At 75.6% G+C, this 17,759-nt stretch carries 13 protein-coding genes and 1 pseudogene; 7 read left to right on the top strand and 7 right to left on the bottom strand.

Annotated elements, in window-relative coordinates:
• Positions 1-80 precede the first annotated feature (80 nt).
• The 5 genes and pseudogenes from ACFY61_RS14360 (at position 81) to ACFY61_RS14340 (ending at position 5,613) form a co-directional block, all read left to right on the top strand.
• Positions 81-153 (top strand): annotated as a pseudogene (locus ACFY61_RS14360).
• A 55-nt stretch (positions 154-208) separates the two neighbouring features.
• Positions 209-1,357 (top strand): gala protein, encoded by a 1,149-nt coding sequence (locus ACFY61_RS14355; RefSeq protein WP_389471390.1) that lies wholly within the window; start codon positions 209-211, stop codon positions 1,355-1,357.
• The gene (locus ACFY61_RS14350) at positions 1,354-3,108 is read left to right on the top strand and encodes an ankyrin repeat domain-containing protein (protein WP_389471387.1); all 1,755 of its coding nucleotides are present in this window, start codon (positions 1,354-1,356) and stop codon (positions 3,106-3,108) included. Before ACFY61_RS14355 ends, ACFY61_RS14350 begins: the two co-directional genes overlap by 4 nt.
• Positions 3,105-4,316, top strand: coding sequence for an AAA family ATPase (locus ACFY61_RS14345; RefSeq protein WP_389471385.1), 1,212 nt, complete (start codon positions 3,105-3,107; stop codon positions 4,314-4,316). Before ACFY61_RS14350 ends, ACFY61_RS14345 begins: the two co-directional genes overlap by 4 nt.
• An 88-nt stretch (positions 4,317-4,404) precedes the next feature.
• Complete coding sequence (locus tag ACFY61_RS14340) at positions 4,405-5,613, top strand: VWA-like domain-containing protein (protein WP_389472060.1); 1,209 nt, start codon at positions 4,405-4,407, stop codon at positions 5,611-5,613.
• On the opposite strand, the gene ACFY61_RS14335 is transcribed toward ACFY61_RS14340, so the two are convergent.
• Positions 5,610-6,023 carry a universal stress protein gene (locus ACFY61_RS14335; RefSeq protein WP_389471382.1) on the bottom strand — a complete coding sequence of 138 codons (414 nt, stop codon included), beginning with the start codon at positions 6,021-6,023 and terminating at the stop codon, positions 5,610-5,612. The genes ACFY61_RS14340 and ACFY61_RS14335 overlap by 4 nt on opposite strands.
• 1 nt (position 6,024) lies before the next feature.
• The gene (locus ACFY61_RS14330) at positions 6,025-7,551 is read right to left on the bottom strand and encodes an APC family permease (protein ID WP_389471379.1); all 1,527 of its coding nucleotides are present in this window, start codon (positions 7,549-7,551) and stop codon (positions 6,025-6,027) included.
• Between the two features lie 6 nt (positions 7,552-7,557).
• Here ACFY61_RS14330 and ACFY61_RS14325 point away from each other — a divergent pair, with 6 nt between their 5' ends.
• Complete coding sequence (locus tag ACFY61_RS14325; protein WP_389471376.1) at positions 7,558-9,081, top strand: DEAD/DEAH box helicase; 1,524 nt, start codon at positions 7,558-7,560, stop codon at positions 9,079-9,081.
• A gap of 32 nt (positions 9,082-9,113) precedes the next feature.
• Here ACFY61_RS14325 and ACFY61_RS14320 read toward each other — a convergent pair whose 3' ends face one another.
• Both ACFY61_RS14320 and ACFY61_RS14315 read right to left on the bottom strand, forming a co-directional pair.
• Positions 9,114-9,899: a hypothetical protein gene (locus ACFY61_RS14320; RefSeq protein ID WP_389471374.1), complete on the bottom strand. Its 786-nt coding sequence runs from the start codon at positions 9,897-9,899 to the stop codon at positions 9,114-9,116.
• A gap of 102 nt (positions 9,900-10,001) precedes the next feature.
• Positions 10,002-13,550 carry a S8 family serine peptidase gene (locus tag ACFY61_RS14315; RefSeq protein WP_389471371.1) on the bottom strand — a complete coding sequence of 1,183 codons (3,549 nt, stop codon included), beginning with the start codon at positions 13,548-13,550 and terminating at the stop codon, positions 10,002-10,004.
• Positions 13,551-13,795: 245 nt separating this feature from the next.
• Here ACFY61_RS14315 and ACFY61_RS14310 point away from each other — a divergent pair, with 245 nt between their 5' ends.
• Complete coding sequence (locus tag ACFY61_RS14310; protein WP_389471368.1) at positions 13,796-15,310, top strand: MFS transporter; 1,515 nt, start codon at positions 13,796-13,798, stop codon at positions 15,308-15,310.
• Positions 15,311-15,441: 131 nt separating this feature from the next.
• Here ACFY61_RS14310 and ACFY61_RS14305 read toward each other — a convergent pair whose 3' ends face one another.
• The 3 genes from ACFY61_RS14305 to ACFY61_RS14295 form a co-directional block, all read right to left on the bottom strand.
• Positions 15,442-15,615, bottom strand: a complete 174-nt coding sequence (locus ACFY61_RS14305) for a DUF6126 family protein (RefSeq protein WP_389471365.1) — start codon at positions 15,613-15,615, stop codon at positions 15,442-15,444.
• A gap of 11 nt (positions 15,616-15,626) precedes the next feature.
• Positions 15,627-16,226 (bottom strand): helix-turn-helix domain-containing protein, encoded by a 600-nt coding sequence (locus ACFY61_RS14300; RefSeq protein WP_389471362.1) that lies wholly within the window; start codon positions 16,224-16,226, stop codon positions 15,627-15,629.
• A gap of 126 nt (positions 16,227-16,352) precedes the next feature.
• Positions 16,353-17,714: an FAD-dependent oxidoreductase gene (locus ACFY61_RS14295; protein WP_389471359.1), complete on the bottom strand. Its 1,362-nt coding sequence runs from the start codon at positions 17,712-17,714 to the stop codon at positions 16,353-16,355.
• Positions 17,715-17,759: the final 45 nt, after the last annotated feature.

Here is a 17,759-nt window from a genome sequence, read left to right as displayed (position 1 = left end):
CCCGGTGGGCGGCCGGGCGGGCGGCCGGTGCGAAACCGTGATCGAATTCCGGCCGCCGGGCCAGTATGATCACCCGCGGCAAGGCCGTAGCGCAGAGGTCGTCGCGCCCACGCATCAAGCTGGAGGACGTCGGTTCGAATCCGACCGGTCTTGTCACCAGTCTTAGTCGTGGACGCCGGACACCGGCGAAGTGACCGGTGGAGCGGTGATGACCCAGCCGATACCCGTACGGTGCCCGGCGATCGAGCACCCGGACCTGCCGCTCGCGGACCCGGTCGCACTGGACCCGCTGCTCGCGCGGCTGGCCGACGCGGCACCGCTCACCGGCGACGAGAGCTACCCGCTGGGCACGTTGCGCGCCGACGGACGCGTCGACCTGTGCAAGCAGGGGCTCGGCCCGGCGGGCGCGGCACGCCTGCTGCCCGCCGCCACCGCCTCGCCGCACGCCGCCCACCTGCTGCTCGGCACCAACTCCCTCGGCGACGAGGGCGCCCGGGCCCTTGCGGAAGCCCTGACCGCGCAGGCCGGCCGGCACGGCCTGCACACGCTCTACCTCGGCTGCAACCGCATCGGCCCCGACGGCCTCGGCGCGCTCGCCGGCGCCCTGGCCGGTGACACGTCCGTACGCGCCCTGTGGCTCAAGCGGAACCCGCTCCACACCGACGGCGCGCGGACCCTCGCCGGACTGCTGCGCCGCAACACCGCCCTGCGCACCCTGGACCTGGTGAACACCGGCCTCGGCACCGACGGCGTACGGCTCCTCCTCGACGCCCTGACCGAACGGGAAGCGCCCCTGGAACGGCTCTTCCTCGGCGGCAACGGCCTCGGTCCCGACGCCGCGCCGCTGCTCGCCGCCCTAATCCGGCAGGCCGGCGTGCGCGAGCTGTACCTGCCGGCCAACCACCTCGGCGACGAGGGCGCCGCCGTCCTGGCGGCCGCGGCCGCCGCCGGCCCGGAGCGTCCGGTACGCCTCGGCCTCGGCGGCAACGGCATCGGCCCCGCCGGCGCCCGGGCCCTGGCCGACGCCCTCGGTGCCGTCGAGTCCCTCGACCTCGGCCGGCCCATGTCCGAGCGCAGCCTCGGCTCGCCGCCCAACCGCACCGGGGACGCGGGGGCCGAGGCCCTCGCCGCGGCCCTGCCGGGCAGCCCGCTGCGCCGTCTGGAGCTGCGCCACACCGGCCTGACCGGACGCGGCGCCAAGTCGCTGCTCGCCGCCGTCCCGGACGGCTCCCCGCTGGAGTACGTGGGGCTGGGCCCGGGGCTGCCCCGCCGGGTCAAGCGGTCCTTCTCCGCGCGGCTGCGGCCCGCCCGCGGGGCCCACCCGGACCTGCGTGCGATCGGCAGCGTGTACCGGTGACGTACGCCTCCCTCCCCGGCGGGCTCCCGCCCTCGGACGTGCCGGTGTGGCTGCGCGTGCGCCGCTACGCCGTGCCCCGCTGGATGATCGAGCGGGCGACGGCGCACCGGCTGGCCGGGGACTGGCGGGCCGCGTGCGCGGCCGCGGCGGTCGACCCCGTCTTCGACCTCGACGCCATCCGCGGCGAGTTCGGCGCGGCCACGGCCGAGGCGGTGGCCGGGGACCTGCGCCACCTCGCGCCCGATCTGCTGCGCTGGCACATGCCCCGGCTCCTGGGCGGGCGGACCACGCTCGACACCTACCGGCGGATCGTGCTCGCCCGTTACGCCTGCGACCCGGCGCCGGCGGAGCCGCTGACCCTGTACGCCACCACCTCCCCCATGACGGAGGGGCCGCAGCGCATCACGCTGTACTGCGCCCCCTTCGGGGCCGACCCCTTCCGCACCGCCCCGCAGGACTGGTCCGGGGCCCGCCACCTCTGGGACGCCCGGCACGCGGGGGAGCTGCGCGACCGGCACGCCCGCGGTGCCGACCGGCTGCCGTTCTTCCGCGCCGACGGCACCCCGCTCCCGCCGGAGGCGTACCCCGGCGAGGACCCCGGGGCCACCGATCCGGCGGCCCGGGCGGAGTGGGCCGCCGTCCTGCTCGCCAAGGGCGAGAGCGCCCTCGCGTGCGCGGCCGCCGGCCTGGAGCTCGACGCGACCGAGAACGGGGACACGCCCGCCTACCTGCGGATCGACCCCGCCAAGGTGCTCGCCGCGGCCGGCCTCGACCTGGCCGGGCTCGCCGCCGAGACCCGCCGGCTGGCGGCGGCCGGGGCCGGCGACCGGTTCCGGATCGCGGTGCACTGGCGGTTCCACCTCCTGCTGCTGGCCGACGGCCCGGACGCCTCGGCTCCGCTGCGCGCCGCTTTCGCCGACCGCGACGAGGTCGCCGACGTACCGTTCCTCCCCGAGCACGCCTGGCGGCCGGACCCCGACCTGCACCTGGTCCGGGCCGGACGGCTCACCCCGGGCGAGCTCCACCCGCTGGTCGCCGCCGCCCTGTTCCCGCAGGCCGGGCCCGCGGCCGGGCCTCGCCCACCCGCTGCTCCGGCGCCGCTGCGCGTGCGCTGCCGCGGCGAGTGGCACGAAGTGCGCTTCCGGGACGGCGAACTGGACATGCCGCACACCCCGCAGGAGAGGCAGCGCGAGCAGGCGCTGCGGGCCTTCGGCGGAGCGGTCGCCGGCTGCTTCGCCGTGGGACAGACCGTCCGCACCGGGGAGGGCAGGCTGCCGCGCGCCCTGCGGGAGCAGCAGCGGGAGCTGGCACTGCGGGCCCAGCACGGCGACACCCCCGGTGTCCTCGCACTGCTCGACGCGGGCGTCGACCCGCGGATGCTGCTGCCGAACGGGCGCAGCCTGCTGCACCTGCTCCAGCTCCTCGACCACGAGCCGCTGCTGCCCCGGCTGCTCGCGGCCGGCCTGGAGCTGGAGGCCCAGGACAAGACCGACCGCACCCCGCTGATGTCCGCCGTGACCTACGGCGGGTCGCCGGAGCTGGTGCGGGCGCTGCTGGACGCCGGCGCCCGCATCGACGTGGTCGACAACATGGACATGTCCCTGGCCCAGGTGATCCGGCGCTACGCCCGCACGGACCTCGGTTTCCTCCGCGAGCGGGTCCTGGAGGAGTTCCCGGGCATCGGCTCCGACTGGTGGGACGAGTGGATGGACGAGCAGGAGGAGTACGCCTCGGACGAGGAGGACGCATGAGCGCCGCCCCCGCCGCCCACGGCGCCCCGGCCTCGGGCCCGCTGGCGGCCGCCGACGCCCTGAACGCCCGGCTGGGCGCCACCCGTACGGAGCCCGCCACCGATCCGCAGCTGGAGGCGCTGGCACTGGCCGTGACGGCCAACCAGCCGGTCCTGTTGTGGGGCGAGCCCGGCATCGGCAAGTCGGCCGGGATGGAGCGCCTGGCCGACCGGCTGGGCGTGCCTCTGGAGACGGTCATCGCCAGCGTCCACGAGCCGTCGGACTTCGCCGGACTGCCGGTCGTCGGCGAGGACCCGGCGACCACCGGTGTGCCGATGGCACCGCCGGACTGGGCGGTCCGCCTGGCCCGCACCGGGCACGGGCTGCTGTTCTTCGACGAGCTGTCCTCCGCCCCGCCCGCCGTGCAGGCGGCCCTGCTGCGGGTGGTGCTGGAGCGCCGGGTCGGCAGCCTGGTGCTGCCCCGGTCCGTCCGTATCGTCGCGGCCGCCAACCCGCCCTCCAGCGCGGCCGACGGCTGGCACCTCAGCGCACCGCTGGCCAACCGGTTCGTCCACCTCGACTGGACCCACCGGCCGCGGACGGTCGCCCGCGGCATGGCGGGCACCTGGCCCGAGCTCGCCGTGCCCGTCGTGGACCCGAACCGGGCCCCCGGTGCCGTCGCCCGCGCACGCGGGGTGATCTCCGGCTTCCTGACCGCCCGGCCCGGACTCGTCCACCACCTGCCCGACGCGGCGGAGGGCCGGGGCCGGGCCTGGCCGTCGCCGCGCACCTGGGAGATGGCACTGCGGCTGCTGGCCACCGGGTACGCGGCCGGGGCCGGGCGGGAGGCGCTGGCCGCCGCGCTCACCGGGACGGTGGGCGAGGGCGCGGGCCTGGAGCTGCTCTCGTACACGGAGCACCTGGACCTGCCGGACCCGGACCGGGTGCTGGCCAACCCGGACGCCTTCGCCCTGCCGGAGCGCGGGGACCGGCAGCTCGCCTTCCTGATCGCCGTGGTGGCGGCCGTGCAGGGCGACCTGACCCGGGAGCGCTGGGAGGCGGCCTGGGCGGTCCTCGCCAAGGCCGTGGACGCGGGCGTGCCGGACGTGGCGGCGCGGGCGGCGGCCGACCTCGCGGCGATGCGGGACCTGACCTGGCCCGTGCCGGACGGGATCGACGCCTTCGTGGAGCTGCTGCAGCTGGCCGGTTCGCTGCCGGGCACCGGCTGACCCGCCCGTGGACACCGCGCAGCCCGGGGACACCGCGCATCCCGTGAGCACCACGCAGCCCGTGGAAGCCGAGCAGCCCGGGGACAGCATGCAGCCCGGGGACGCCGCGCGGCGCCTCGACTCCGCCAAGCTGCTGGCGGCCCGCTACCGGGCGGCCGAGGACCGGCCCTACCTCGCCTCCGCCCTGTACGCCCTCACCGTGGTGCCCTCGGACGGGGTCCCGACGATGGGCGTCGACCGGCACTGGCGCTGTTACGTCTCCCCCCGCTTCGTGGACGCGACACCGGTCGCGGAGCTCGCCGGCGTATGGCTGCACGAGGTGGCGCACCTGCTGCGCGACCACCACGGGCGCGCCGACCGGCTGCCGGCCGCCGACCAGCGGGATCCCGTACGGGTCAACATCGCGCAGGACTGCGAGATCAACGACGACCTCCTCGCCGACGGGATCCGGCTTCCCGCCGGCCGGATGGAGCCGAAGCACTTCGGCCTGCCCACCGGCGGCCTGTTCGAGGGCTACCTGGCGTCGGTCCCGCCCACCCCGCCCGGCTGCCCGCCGGACTGCGGCTCCGGCGCCCACGGCCTCCCCGCGGCGTGGGAGCTGCCCGACGACGCCGGGCCGGCCCGCCTCGGCCCCGTGGAGGCCGAGGCACTGCGGCGCACCACCGCCCAGGCCATGCGCGCCCACCAGCGGGCCCGCGGCCGGCTGCCGGCCGGCTGGGAACGCTGGTCCCGGGAGGTCCTCGAACCCACCGTCGACTGGCGGCAGGCCCTCGCGGGCGCCGTACGGGAGGCCGCCGCCTGGGCCGCCGGGGCCGTCGACTACACCTACCGCCGGCCCTCCCGCCGCACCCCCGCGCTGCGCGGCGTCGTCCTGCCCAGCCTGCGCCGGCCGCTGCCCCGGGTGGCGGTGGTCATCGACACCTCGGGCTCCATGGGCGAGGCGGACCTGGCGGCGGCGCTCGGGGAGGTCACCGGGGTGCTGCGGCAGGTGGGCGTGGGGAGCAACCGGGTCGCCGTACTGGCCTGCGACGCCGACGTCCACGCCGTCTCGCGGGTCACCAGCACCGAGCAGATCGTCCTGGCCGGGGGTGGCGGCACGAACATGGTCAGGGGCATCACCGCCGCGCTCGCCCTGCCGGACCGGCCGGGCATCGTGGTCGTCCTCACCGACGGGTACACCCCGTGGCCCGACGAGTCCCCGTCCTGCCGGCTGATCGCCGCCGTCATCGGCGACGGCGCGCCCGACCCGCCCCGGTGGGTGGAGACGGTCCGCGTCCCGGCTGGGGCCGGCGGTTAGTCGGTCGGGACGCAGAGCACCGGCAGCCGGGACAGGTGCAGGAGCTTGTGCGGGGTGGAGCCCAGCAGGGCGCCGCGGATGGGGCTCTCGCCCCAGCTGCCGACGACGATGACCCGCCCGCCGTGGCGTTCCGCGGCGCCGAGCAGGGCCTGAGCGGGCTTCTCGTCGACGATCTCGACCGCCGAGGGCACCCCGGCCTCGTCGGCCGCCTCCACCGCGTGGGCGAGGGCGGTGCGCCCGGCCTGGCGGATGGCCTCCTGGTGGGAGCGGTACTCCTCGCCGAGCGAGCCGGGCGCGGCCGCGCCGTACACCAGGACGAGCGGCTCCCCGAAGGCGGCCGCGACCTCCAGCGCGACCCGCAGGGCACGTTCCGCGCCGGGTGATTCGTCGTAGCCGAGGACGACGGACATCTCAGGCCTCCCCACTGTCCGGACCGGCGGGCCGTCCGGCTCCGCCGTGGACCAGGGCGGGGTCGGCGACACCCCGCCGCTCCCGCCAGAACAGGCCGTGCCGCAGCCGCCGGACGACCATCACGGCCACGCCGGTCAGGGCGATGCCGATGCCGATGACCAGCGGCGGGCCGAGGCCGAACCAGGACACGCCGCTGTAGGAGTTCGCCGGGTCGGACATGTCGACGACCGACTCGGCGAGCAGCCAGGCCAGCAGGCCGGCCCCGACGAGCGGGCCCAGGCCGATGAACAGGAAGTTGTGCAGGCTCTCCGTCAGGTGCCGCCGGTAGTAGATCGCGCAGGCCACTCCGGTGAGGGCGTAGTAGAAGGCGATGAGGAGGGAGAGCGCGGTGATCGAGTCGAACAGCGCGTTCTCGCTGATCCAGTTGACCACCAGGTACCAGGCGATCGCGATGCCCGCCACCAGCCAGGTGCTGACGTCGGGGGTGCGGAACCGGGGGTGGATGTGGGCGAGCCCCTCGGGGAAGGCGTGGCGGCGGCCCATCGACAGGGCCGTCCGGGAGGCCGGGATGATGGTCGTCTGGGTGGAGGCCAGGGCGGAGGTGGACACGGCCAGCAGCACCACCCAGTCCCAGCCGCCCATCACCTCGTGGGCGAGCACCGCGAACACGGCCTCCTCCTCGTCCGCGTTGTCGGCGAGGAACTGCGTACCGGCGTAGCCGACGACGGCGATGCCCACCGACAGGTAGGTGACGAGCAGGATGACGGTGGACCAGAGCCCGGCCTTGCCGGGGGCCGACGCGGAGTCCCTGACCTCCTCCGTGAGGTTCACCGCGGACTCCCAGCCCCAGTAGATGAACACGCCGAGCAGCAGTCCGCCGGTGAGCGCGGCGCCGCCCGCGCCGAACGGGTTGAGCCAGCTCAGTTCCGGTTCGGTGCCGCCGAGGGTGCTGGTCCCGGCGTAGACGCGTTGGATGGCGACGCCGGCGAACAGCAGCAGGGAGAGCACCTGGGCGATGATCAGCACGTTCTGCACGTGCGCCGACATCTCCGTGCCGAGCACGCAGACGGCGGTCATGACGAGGATGAGCAGGACGGTGAGGGTCTGCCGGACGGCCTCGCTGTTGGCCCAGGAGTCCAGGCCGACGGTGAGCAGTCCGAAGCGGACGGCGACGTCGGCGAGGGAGCCGATGACGAGCACGCCGGTCATGAAGATGGCCCAGCCGCCGAGCCAGCCCGCCCACGGGCCCATGGCCCTGGTCACCCAGGAGAAGGTGGTGCCGCAGTCCTGGTCGACCCTGTTGAGGTAGTAGAAGGCGGTGGCGATCAGCAGCATCGGCACGAACGAGGCCAGCATCACCCCCGGTGCGTGGACGCCGGCGAGCGCGACGATCGGGCCGATCGCGGCGGCCAGGGAGTACGCGGGCGAGGTGGAGTTCAGACCGATGACCAGGGCGTCGAGGAAGCCGATCGCGTCGTGCTTCAGCTCGGTCTGGGCGGGGGTCCGGTCCGGGGCAGCGCCGACCATACGAGCATGGTCGCGCGGCCGGGCCCGGGCCGCACGGCGGACCCCGTCAACCGGGTGCACCGGGCGGCTGCGCCTACGATTGACGGGACCGGCGTCCCCGCCGCCCCCTCCTCCGCCGACGAAAGGCGATTCGTGGCCCAGTCACCCCGTACGCGCACCGAGAGCCGTACGACCGGAGGCTCCGGCCTCCCGGAGCCGGCCGCCCCCGTCCTGCCGCCGGCCGCTTCCTTCGCGGACCTGGAGCTGCCGGAGGCGCTGCGCGCGGCCCTGGCGGGCCAGGGGGTGACCGAGCCGTTCCCGGTGCAGGCGGCCGCCCTGCCGAACGCGCTCGCCGGACGGGACGTGCTGGCCCGGGCCCGGACCGGGTCCGGCAAGACCCTGGCCTTCGGGCTGGCCCTGCTGGCCCGTACGGCGGGCCGGCGGGCCGCGGCCAAGCAGCCGCTGGCGCTGGTGCTGGTGCCCACGCGCGAGCTGGCGCAGCAGGTGACGGAGGCGCTCGATCCGCTGGCGCGGGCCCTGGGGCTGCGGACCGCCACCGCGGTGGGCGGGCTGGCGATCAACCAGCAGGCCGCCGCGCTGCGGGCCGGGACCGAGGTGCTGGTGGCGACCCCGGGACGGCTGGCGGACCTGCTGGAGCGGAAGTACTGCCGGCTGGACGACGTGGCCGTGACGGTGCTCGACGAGGCCGACCGGATGTGCGACCTGGGCTTCCTGCCGCAGGTGACCGAGGTGATGGGCCTGGTGCGGGCGGACGGGCAGCGGATGCTGTTCTCGGCGACGCTCGACGGCAGCGTCGCCGGCCTGGTCCGGGAGTTCCTCGACGACCCGGCGGTGGTGTCGGTGGACCCGGAGGCGGGCGAGGTCACCGCGATGGAGCACCTGGTGCTCCAGGTGCAGCAGGCCGAGCGGTTCGAGACCGCCACGCGGATCGCGGCGCGGGAGGGGCGGGTGCTGCTGTTCCTCGACACCAAGGCGGCGGTCGACCGGTTCACCCGGCAGCTGAAGGACAGCGGCATCGCGGCGGCCGCGCTGCACGGCGGCAAGTCGCAGCCGCAGCGCACGCACACGCTGGAGCAGTTCCGCACCGGCGCGGTCCCGGTCCTGGTCGCCACGGACGTCGCCGCCCGCGGCATCCACGTCGAGGACCTGGACCTGGTGGTCAACGTGGACCCGCCGGGCGAGGCGAAGGACTACCTGCACCGGGCCGGCCGTACGGCCCGGGCCGGCGGGTCGGGCACCGTGGTCACCCTGGTCAGCGCGGCGCAGCGGCGTGACCTGGCCCGGATGCTGTCCGAGGCCGGGGTCCGCGCCCGTACGGTCCAGGTCCGCCCGGGCGACCCGGAGCTGGCGCGGCTGACCGGTGCCCGTTCGGCGCCGGGCGGGGCCGGGCGGGAGGCCGGCGAGCAGACCCGGCTCGGTTTCCGCGGGATGGGCGGCCGGCCGGGCCGCGGCCAGACGTCCCGCAAGGCGGCGGACGCCCGCAAGACCGCCGAGGCCCGCCGCGCGGCGCGGGTGCGGCGCGGCTCGTAGCGCGGCGCGGCTCGCGGCGCCGGCCGGGGGCGTCAGGCGGCGGGGGCCGCGTCGAAGGCGTGGTCGCGGACGGCTTCGCGGAGCGCGGGCGGGGCGGTCGGCGGGGCCAGGAGGGCGGCCCAGCGCCGGCGGCGGGGGGAGATCCAGAGCGCTGCCGGGCCGGCGTCCGCGTGGTGGACCCAGACGTCCCGGCGGGGGCCCTGACCTGGTGCGGGCCGCCAGAGCAGGCCGCGGGCGGGGGCGAGTTCGCCGGTGCGGATGCGCAGGGAGCCGGCGATCCACGCGGGGGCCAGGGGGCCGGTTCCAGGGGTGAGCAGGTGCCCGAGGAAGGCGGCGGTGTCGTCGAGCGTGGTGCGCGGGGCGGGCGTCAGGGTGGTGCGGTGCATGCCGAGGGGCCGCCAGACGCGTTCGGTGGCGAGCGCGGCCAGGGGGCGGCCGCCGAGGGTTTCGGCGAGGCGCGTCAGCGCGGTGTCGCGGCCCGGGCTGCGGCCGGCGGTGAGCAACTGGTGGGCGGTGGCCGGGCCGGGGAGCCCGTAGGCGCCGAGCGGGGTGTGCAGGCCGAGCTCGCCCTCCTCGACGAGGGTGCCGAGGACGGGCCAGAGGGCGAGGGCGGCGGTGAGCCCGGCCGCGTCGAGCGGCGGGCCGCCGGGGCCGGGGCCTGCGTGATCGCCGCCGGGGCCGGGGTGTTCGGCTCCGGGGCCGGGGTGTTCGCCTCCGGGGCCGGGGCCGTCGGGGGTCGCGCTGTCGCTGATCCCGTCGGTGTCGCCCGTGGCCCAGGCGGTGCCCGGGGGCAGCGGGACGGTCAGGTCACTGGTCATCCTGACCAGCTGAGCAGACGGGGCGGCGGGCGCGGGGCGCCCCGCCCGGGTGCCGGGCCGGTGACCACTCGGATGTCCGAGCGGCCACCGGCCGGGCGGGCGTCAGCCCAGGTCGGGGCGTTCGGTGACCCGCAGCGTGTTGAGCAGCGGCTTGCCGAAGCCGGTGTGGGTGACGAAGCGCAGGTTGAGCGTGCCGTCGGTCACGGTCACGGTGTAGGTGCGGTTCAGGGCCGTGTAGGTGCCGGCCTCCAGGGCGATGTCGAGGGACGGGAGCACCTGGGTGCCCTCGGCCAGGACGTCGAAGACCCGTTTGTCGGGCCGTGTGGAGGAGAGTTCGGCGAAGCCGAGCTCCACCGTGTAGGTGCCGTCGGGCACGTTGTCGAAGCGGTACTCGTACATGCCCTCGCGGGCGGTCCGGTACAGCCGCTGGTCCTCGGTGCCGGCGATGGCGCGGCCGGTGGACTTCACGGTGGAGCTGCCCTGGTAGCCGTGGGATCCGGGGGTGTACTTGCGGTCCGGGGTCCAGGTGTCGCCGAGGGCGTCGGTGCCGGAGTAGTCGGCGCCGGCGTCCAGGGCGGTCTGGTAGCGGGGGACGACGACCTTGACGGGGACGGCGAGGACCGGGGTGCGGCCGCTGGCCGAGGCGATCCTCAGGTCGGTGGTGAGGACGGTGCCGGGGGCGGCCCCGGTGGTGTCCACCGCGAGGGTGAGCGTGGCCCTGCCGCCGGACGGCAGGTCGCCGGCGGCGGGGGTGACGGCCAGCCAGTCCGCGTCCTCGGCCACCGTGTAGGCGGTTCCCAGGCCCGGGTTGGTGAGGCCGAGGGTGCGGGTGCGCTTCTGGCCGGGGGTGGCGACCAGTTCGACGGAGGTACGGGAGGGGGTCACCCTGCCGGTGCGGAGCGACCTGGTGAGGGTGGTGACCTCGGCCGCCCTGACCTCGACGGCCGCCTGGGCGGTCTCGTACGAGGGGGCGCTGACGGTGGCGGTGCCGGTGCCCGCGGGTGCCTGGACCACGTACCCGCCGTCGGCGGCGGTGGTCGCCGTGACGGCGGTTTCGCCGGTGCCGAAGGTGACGGTGGCGCCCGCCACGCCGCCGCCGTCGTTGGCGTCCAGGACGCGTCCGGAGACGACGCCGCTGCGGGTGGTGCGGAACGCGATGGACAGGCCGTCGGTCAGGACGGGGCTGTTGTAGGCGTACTTGAAGGCGTCCGTGCCGGTGGGGTTCTCCACGCCGACGGTGGCCGAGGAGCCGCCCCTGGTGCCGCTGCCGCCGGTGCCGTCGTAGTGGTAGGTCACCCGGCCGTCCTCGCCGATCACGGCGGAGAAGGAGAAGGTCTCCGCGCGGGCGGAGAAGTGGGAGACGTTGCGCCACTCGACGACGTAGGCGCGGTGCGGGGCGGTGCCGGTGACGGAGGTGAAGATGCCGGAGCCGCTGTCCGCGGGGCCGACGACGAGGTCGTCCCAGAACGGGTAGAGGGCGGCGTTGGGGGTGGCGGTGCTGGGGATGTCGCCGTTGAAGTCGCCGCCGTGGGCGCCGCCGAAGCTGACGGTGCCGTTGGTGCTGATCCACGCCTGGCCGTGGGTCCGGCCGTAGAGCGGGAGCGGGAAGGGCAGGTCGACCCGTTCGGTGGCGTTGTCGCCGGTGAGGGCGATCCGCCGGTCGCCGGCCTGGTACGGGCGGTCCTCCGCGGTGGCGCAGGCGTGGCCGTAGCCGTCCGTGCGGTCGGGGAGGGTGACGGTGACGGTGGTGTCGCCCGCGACGGTGACCCGGCTGCTTCCGCCGCTGAGGCAGCGGGAGGTGTGGGTGGCGCGCACCTCGTAGGTGCCGTGCGGCAGGGTCACCTCGAAGCGGCCCCGGTCGTCGGCGGTGGCGGTGACCGGGGTGTCGGCGATGGTGACGGTGGCGCCGGGGGCAGGGCCACCGGCGGAGGAGACGGTACCGGTCAGCTTCCCGGAGGGCGCCTGGGCGAGGGTGAAGTCGGAGGTGGCGGTGGCGCCTTCGGTGACGGTGGCGGTCGCGGCCTCCTGGCCGTAGCCGAACTTGCCGGCGGTCAGGGCGTACTCGCCGGCCGACAGGGACGGGAAGCGGTAGCTGCCGTCGGCCGCGGTGGTCGTGGTGCGGTCGATGGGGCCGTCGGCGGTGACCTTCGCGCCGGCCACCGGCTCGCCGCCGGAGCGGACCGTCCCGGCGAGGGAGCCCACCGGGCCGCGCGGGGCGGCCCGTACCGCGGCGAGGGCGTCGAGGCGTCCTTCACCGAAGACGTTGTTGTCGGCGGCGGTGCCGCCGCAGCTGGTGTTCTCGGTGTCGACGGCGGTGCCGTCGAGCAGTGCCTCGGTCTGGGCGACGTCGCCCTCCAGGGCGGGCGCGGCCGACCAGATCAGGGCGACGGTGGCCGCGGTGTGCGGGGAGGCCATGGAGGTGCCGGAGAAGGAGTCGTAGCCGCCGGGCACGGAGGAGCGGACGTTGACGCCCGGGGCGGCGATGTTCGGCTTGATGCCGCCGCCCTGGGGTGCGCCGCGCGAGGAGAACGACGCGATGGCGTTGTCGGCGCCGAAGGCACCGGAGCTGTAGGAGGCGGCGTAGTCGCCGGGTGAGCCGCTGGTGGCGCAGCCGGGGCCGGAGTTGCCGTTGGAGAAGGCCGGGAAGATGCCGGCCGCCCGCCAGGTGTCGACGACCTGCTGGTACCAGCCGTCGCCGCCGGGTCCGCCCCAGGAGTTGTTGACGACGTGCGGGGCGAGGTCGGGCCGCGGGTTCTGGCCGTTCGCGTCGGTCGGGGCGACGATCCACTGGCCGGAGGCCAGCAGGGAGGCCTCGGAGCAGGAGCTGGTCTCGCAGCCCTTGGCGGCGATCCACCTGGCGCCGGGTGCCACGCCGATCTTGTTGGCGCCGCCGTCGTCGCCGACCATGGTGCCCATGGTGTGGGTGCCGTGGTCGTTGTTGTCGCAGGGGGCTCCGCCCGCGCAGATGCCGGCCGGGTCGAACCAGTTGTAGGCGTGGCTGACCGAGCCGTCGGCGGCCCGGCCCCGGTACTGGGCGGCGACGGCGGGGTGCTGGTAGTCGACGCCGCTGTCGATGTTGGCGACGACGACGCCCTCGCCGCGGACGCCGAACTCCTCCCAGACGCGCGGGGCGTTGATCCGGTCGATGTTCCACTCGACGGCGTCGGCGGTGGGTTCGGGGCTGCCTTCGGCCGGCTTCGGGAGGGTGACGTGGTCGTCGGCGGCGATCCTGGCGACCTCGGGGCGCTGGGCGAGGGTTCCGGCGAGTTTGGCGCTGCCGACCACGCGGACGGTGTTGACGATCCAGAACGGGGTGTACTCGGCGCCGGCACCGTCGAGGGCCCTGAGCAGCCCGGCCTGGGTGCGTTCGGCATGGGCCTTCTTGGCCCGGTACACGGCGTCGGCCCGGTCGGCCCGGCTGCTGCGGGTGGCGGCGGCGGTGAGGTCGGCCGCGCTGTCCAGCCGTACCCAGAAGACGGCCTTGTCCGCCTGGTCGAGCCGGGTGCGGAGCTCGGGCTCGATCTTCTGCTCGGCGGCGGTGGGCGGGGGCCCGGGCGGTGGTCCGGCCGCGGCGGCGATGCCGGCGGGGAGGAGCACCAGGGAGGTGAGGGCGGCGAGCGCCGCGCGTAACGGTCCGTTCCGTCGTGCCACGTGTGTCTCCTCGTGCGTCGCTTGCGGGTGTGCGGCGCGTGGGGGTATGGGGTGGGGATGCGCAGGACATGTGTGTGACATGTGCGCGTCATGGTGGGTCACGGGACGGCGGGGCGACAAGAGGGCCTTTCCGGCTCCCGCCGCTCCGCCACCGGGCGGCAGCGCGCCGACAGCCCGTTCCGGGGTGCCGGGGCCCGCCGCCGGTTCCGGTGGCCCGGTCGCGCCGGGGCGGCCAGCCTGGAGGCATGGCACCGTCCGTACCCGCCGCGCCCTCCACACCGTCCCCCGGGATCCGGCTCGCCTCCGCGCGCGGGCGGTGGATCCTGCTCACCACCGTCCTCGGGTCGACCATGGCCCTGCTGGACTCGACGGTGGTCAACGTGGCCCTCCCCCGCATCGGCGAGGACCTGGACGCGGACCTGGCCGTGCTCCAGTGGACGGTCAACGCCTACATGCTCACGCTGGCCGGGCTGATCCTCGTCGGCGGTGCGCTCGGGGACCGGTTCGGCCGGCGCCGGGTGTTCGTGATCGGCACGGTGTGGTTCGCGGCCGGCTCCCTGCTGTGCGGGCTGGCCCCCAACGCCGGGGTGCTGATCGCCGCCCGCGCCCTCCAGGGCGTCGGGGGCGCGCTGCTCACCCCCGGCTCGCTGGCGCTGATCCAGTCCTCGCTGCACCCGGACGACCGGGCCCGGGCCGTCGGGCTGTGGTCCGGGCTCGGCGGGGTGGGGGCGGCGGTCGGACCGTTCCTCGGCGGCTGGCTGGTGGACGGCCCCGGCTGGCGCTGGGTGTTCCTCATCAACGTGCCGCTGGCGGCCCTGTGCGTGCCGGTCGCCCTGCGCTACGTACCCGAGACCAGGGACCCGCAGGCCACGGGCCGGTTCGACGTGCTGGGCGCGACGCTGGGGGCGCTCTCGCTCGGCCTGGTGACGTACGCGCTGATCGAGGCCTACTCGGCGACGGGGTGGGTGGCCGGCGCCGCGGTCGCCGGGGTGCTGCTGGGCGTGGCCTTCGTGCTGGTGGAGCGGCGGCGCCCGAACGCGATGCTGCCGCCGTCGATCTTCGCCTCGCGGCAGTTCACCGCCGTCAACCTGGTCACGCTGGCCGTGTACGCGGCCCTGGGCGGCTTCTTCTTCCTGGCCGTGCTCCAGCTCCAGGTGGTCTCCGGGTACTCGGCTCTGGCCGCCGGCGCGGCGCTGCTCCCGACCACGGTGATCATGCTGCTGCTGTCGGCCCGGGCGGGAGAGCTCGGCGAGCGCATCGGGCCACGGATCCCGTTGACCGTGGGCCCGCTGGTCTGTGCGGCCGGGATGCTGCTGATGATGCGGGCCGGCCCGTCGGCTTCCTACGGGGCGGACGTGCTGCCCGCGATGACGGTGCTCGGCCTCGGCCTGGCGACGCTGGTCGCGCCGCTGACCTCGGCGGTGCTGGCCTCGGTCGACCCGGGCCGGGCCGGGCTGGCCAGCGGCATCAACAACGCGGCGGCCCGGGCGGCGGGCCTGCTGGCAGTGGCGGCCCTGCCGCTGCTGTCGGGGATGGGGCCGGAGGCGTACCGTACGCCGGCCGCGTTCGACGCGGCTTTCGGGTGGGCGATGGTGTGGTGCGCGGGACTGCTGGTGGCGGGGGCAGTGCTGGCGTGGGCGACGGTGCGGCGCCCGGCGGACCTCGCGGGGGCGGCGCATCCGCAGTGCCGCGTCCAGTGCCAGGTCACGGCGCCGCCCCTGGAACCGCCGCCTGATCGCCGGCCGGAGTCCGGGGCTTAGCGCGGCTGCGCCGGCCGGAGGCCAGCCCCCTCGGTGCGCCGCGCGCCACTCCGCCCGGCGTAGGCGGCGAATTCAGCCTCGCCGGCGTTCGAGTCGCGGGGGAAGGGGCCGCGCGGCTGCGGCGACGGCCGCTACTGGTTGCTGGCGCCGAGCACGAAGAGCAGGTACACGAAGAACGCGAACAGGTGCCCGACGAACAGGTACGCGATCAGCCGGATCACCAGCCCGCGCGGGAACTTCGACTCGATCTCCGATGGCTTCGAGGGGGTCGACGGGGTCGAGGGGGTCGACGGGGTCTCGGTCACGCGGGTCTCCTTCATCGCGGAGCGGCAGCGCCGCCGAGGCACACCCCGGCCAGGCTGCTCTGCAGCAGGGTGTGGACGAAAAGCAGGTCCGCCCCGGCGGCGCCGGCCGCGCCGATGCGGTGCGGGGTGAGCGAGTCGAAGTGCGCGCTGTCGCCCGGCTCCAGCCGGTACTCCGCCTCTCCCAGGTGCAGCCGCAGCCGCCCCTGGAGCACGTAGAGCCACTCCTCGCCCGGGTGGACCCGGACCAGGTCCCCCTGCGGCCGCCCGTACGGAACGTGCACGCGCAGCGCCTGCATCCCGCGGCCGGAGCCGCCCGCGCGCCAGTACGTCCAGCCGTCGGCCTCCCGGGCCCCCGGAGCACCGGCCCGTACGATGGGGTCGGCGACGGCGGGGGTCTCCCCCAGCAGCTCCGAGACCGTGGTGCCGTAGGTGCGGGCGAGTTCCAGCAGCAGCGGCAGCGAGGGCTGGCGCTGCCCCGTCTCCAGACGGGACAGGTGGGCCGGGGAGAGCCGGGCCCGGGCGGCGGCGGCCTCCAGGGTCAGCCCGGTGCGGCGGCGCAGGGCGCGCAGCTGCGGGGCGACCGAGGGGAGCTCGTCTTCGGCGTCGTCCATACGTCCGATTGAGCCAGAGAGTTGCCTCACCGGCAAAGCGGCTTGCCTCTGAGGCAAAAGGCCCGGCCCCGCAGTGCGGGGCGTGCACTGCGGGACCGGGCCGGAGAAGGAGGGCGCGGGCGCCCGTCAGGCACCGCTGGCGCGGAGCATGTCCTCACGCTCGACGATCTTCACGCGCTCGCGGCCCTGCGGCTCGCCCAGCGCCTTCTCCGCGGCGTCGAGGCGGTACCAGCCCTCCCACGTGGTGTGGCGCACACCGCGCTCGGCGAGGAACGCGTCCACCGCCTCCGGCTCCGGCGTGGCCGGAGTGAGCAGGCGGCCGGCCGCGTGGTCGGCCAGCAGGTTGGCGACGGTCTCGTTGGCGTCGCCCTTGGTGTGCCCGATCAGGCCGATGGGGCCGCGCCGGATCCACCCGGTGACGTACGTCGACGGCACGGGCTCGCCCGCCTCGGCCACCCGGCCGCCCTCGTCCGGGACCGTGCCCGACTCCACGTCCCAGGGCAGCTTGGGGAGTTCGTCAGAGAGGTAGCCCACGGCGCGGTAGACGGCCTGGACGTCCCAGGTCGTGTACTCGCCGGTGCCCTTGACGTTGCCGGTCCCGTCGAGCGCGGTGCGCTCGGTGCGCAGGCCGACCACCTTGCCGTCCTCGCCGAGGATCTCGGAGGGCGACTCGAAGAAGTGGAGGAACAGCTTGTGCGGGCGGTCGCCGATGTCGCGGATCGCCCAGTTCTCCAGGGTCTTGGCGACCATGTCCGCCTGCTTGTTGGAGCGGCGGGTGGTGATGGAGCCCTCGTCGTAGTCGATGTCCTCGGGGTTGACGATGACCTCGATGGACGGGGAGTGGTCGAGTTCGCGCAGCTCCATCGGGCTGAACTTGGCCTGGGCCGGGCCGCGGCGCCCGAAGACGTGGACTTCCAGGGCCTTGTTGGCCTTGAGTCCGTCGTACACGTTCGGCGGGATCTCGGTGGGCAGCAGTTCGTCGGCGGTCTTCGCGAGGATGCGGGCGACGTCGAGGGCGACGTTGCCGACGCCGAGGACGGCGACCTTCTCCGCCTCCAGCGGCCAGGTGCGGGGCACGTCCGGGTGGCCGTCGTACCAGGAGACGAAGTCGGCCGCGCCGTAGGAGCCGTCCAGGTCGACGCCGGGGACGTCCAGTGCCCGGTCGGCGGTGGCGCCGGTGGAGAAGATGACCGCGTCGTAGAAGGAACGCAGGTCGTCCAGCGAGACGTCGGCCGGGTAGTCGACGTTGCCGAAGAGCCGGACCTGCGGCTTGTCGAGCACCTGGTGCAGGGCGGTGACGATGCCCTTGATGCGGGGGTGGTCGGGGGCGACGCCGTAGCGGATCAGACCGAAGGGGGCCGGCATCCGCTCGAACAGGTCGATCGACACGCCCGGTTCGGCGGCTGCCTCGGACTTCAGCAGCGCGTCGGCGGCGTAGATCCCGGCGGGGCCGGCTCCGACGATCGCTACGCGCAGGGGGCGAGGCATGGGGGTTCCCTTCGGACGGCAGGACGTGATCAAGAGAACCCTAAA

Origin of the sequence: Streptomyces sp. NPDC012888 (genome assembly GCF_042900645.1) — a bacterium.
GTDB lineage: Bacteria > Actinomycetota > Actinomycetes > Streptomycetales > Streptomycetaceae > Streptomyces.
This window is presented reverse-complemented; position numbering and strand designations above follow the sequence as displayed.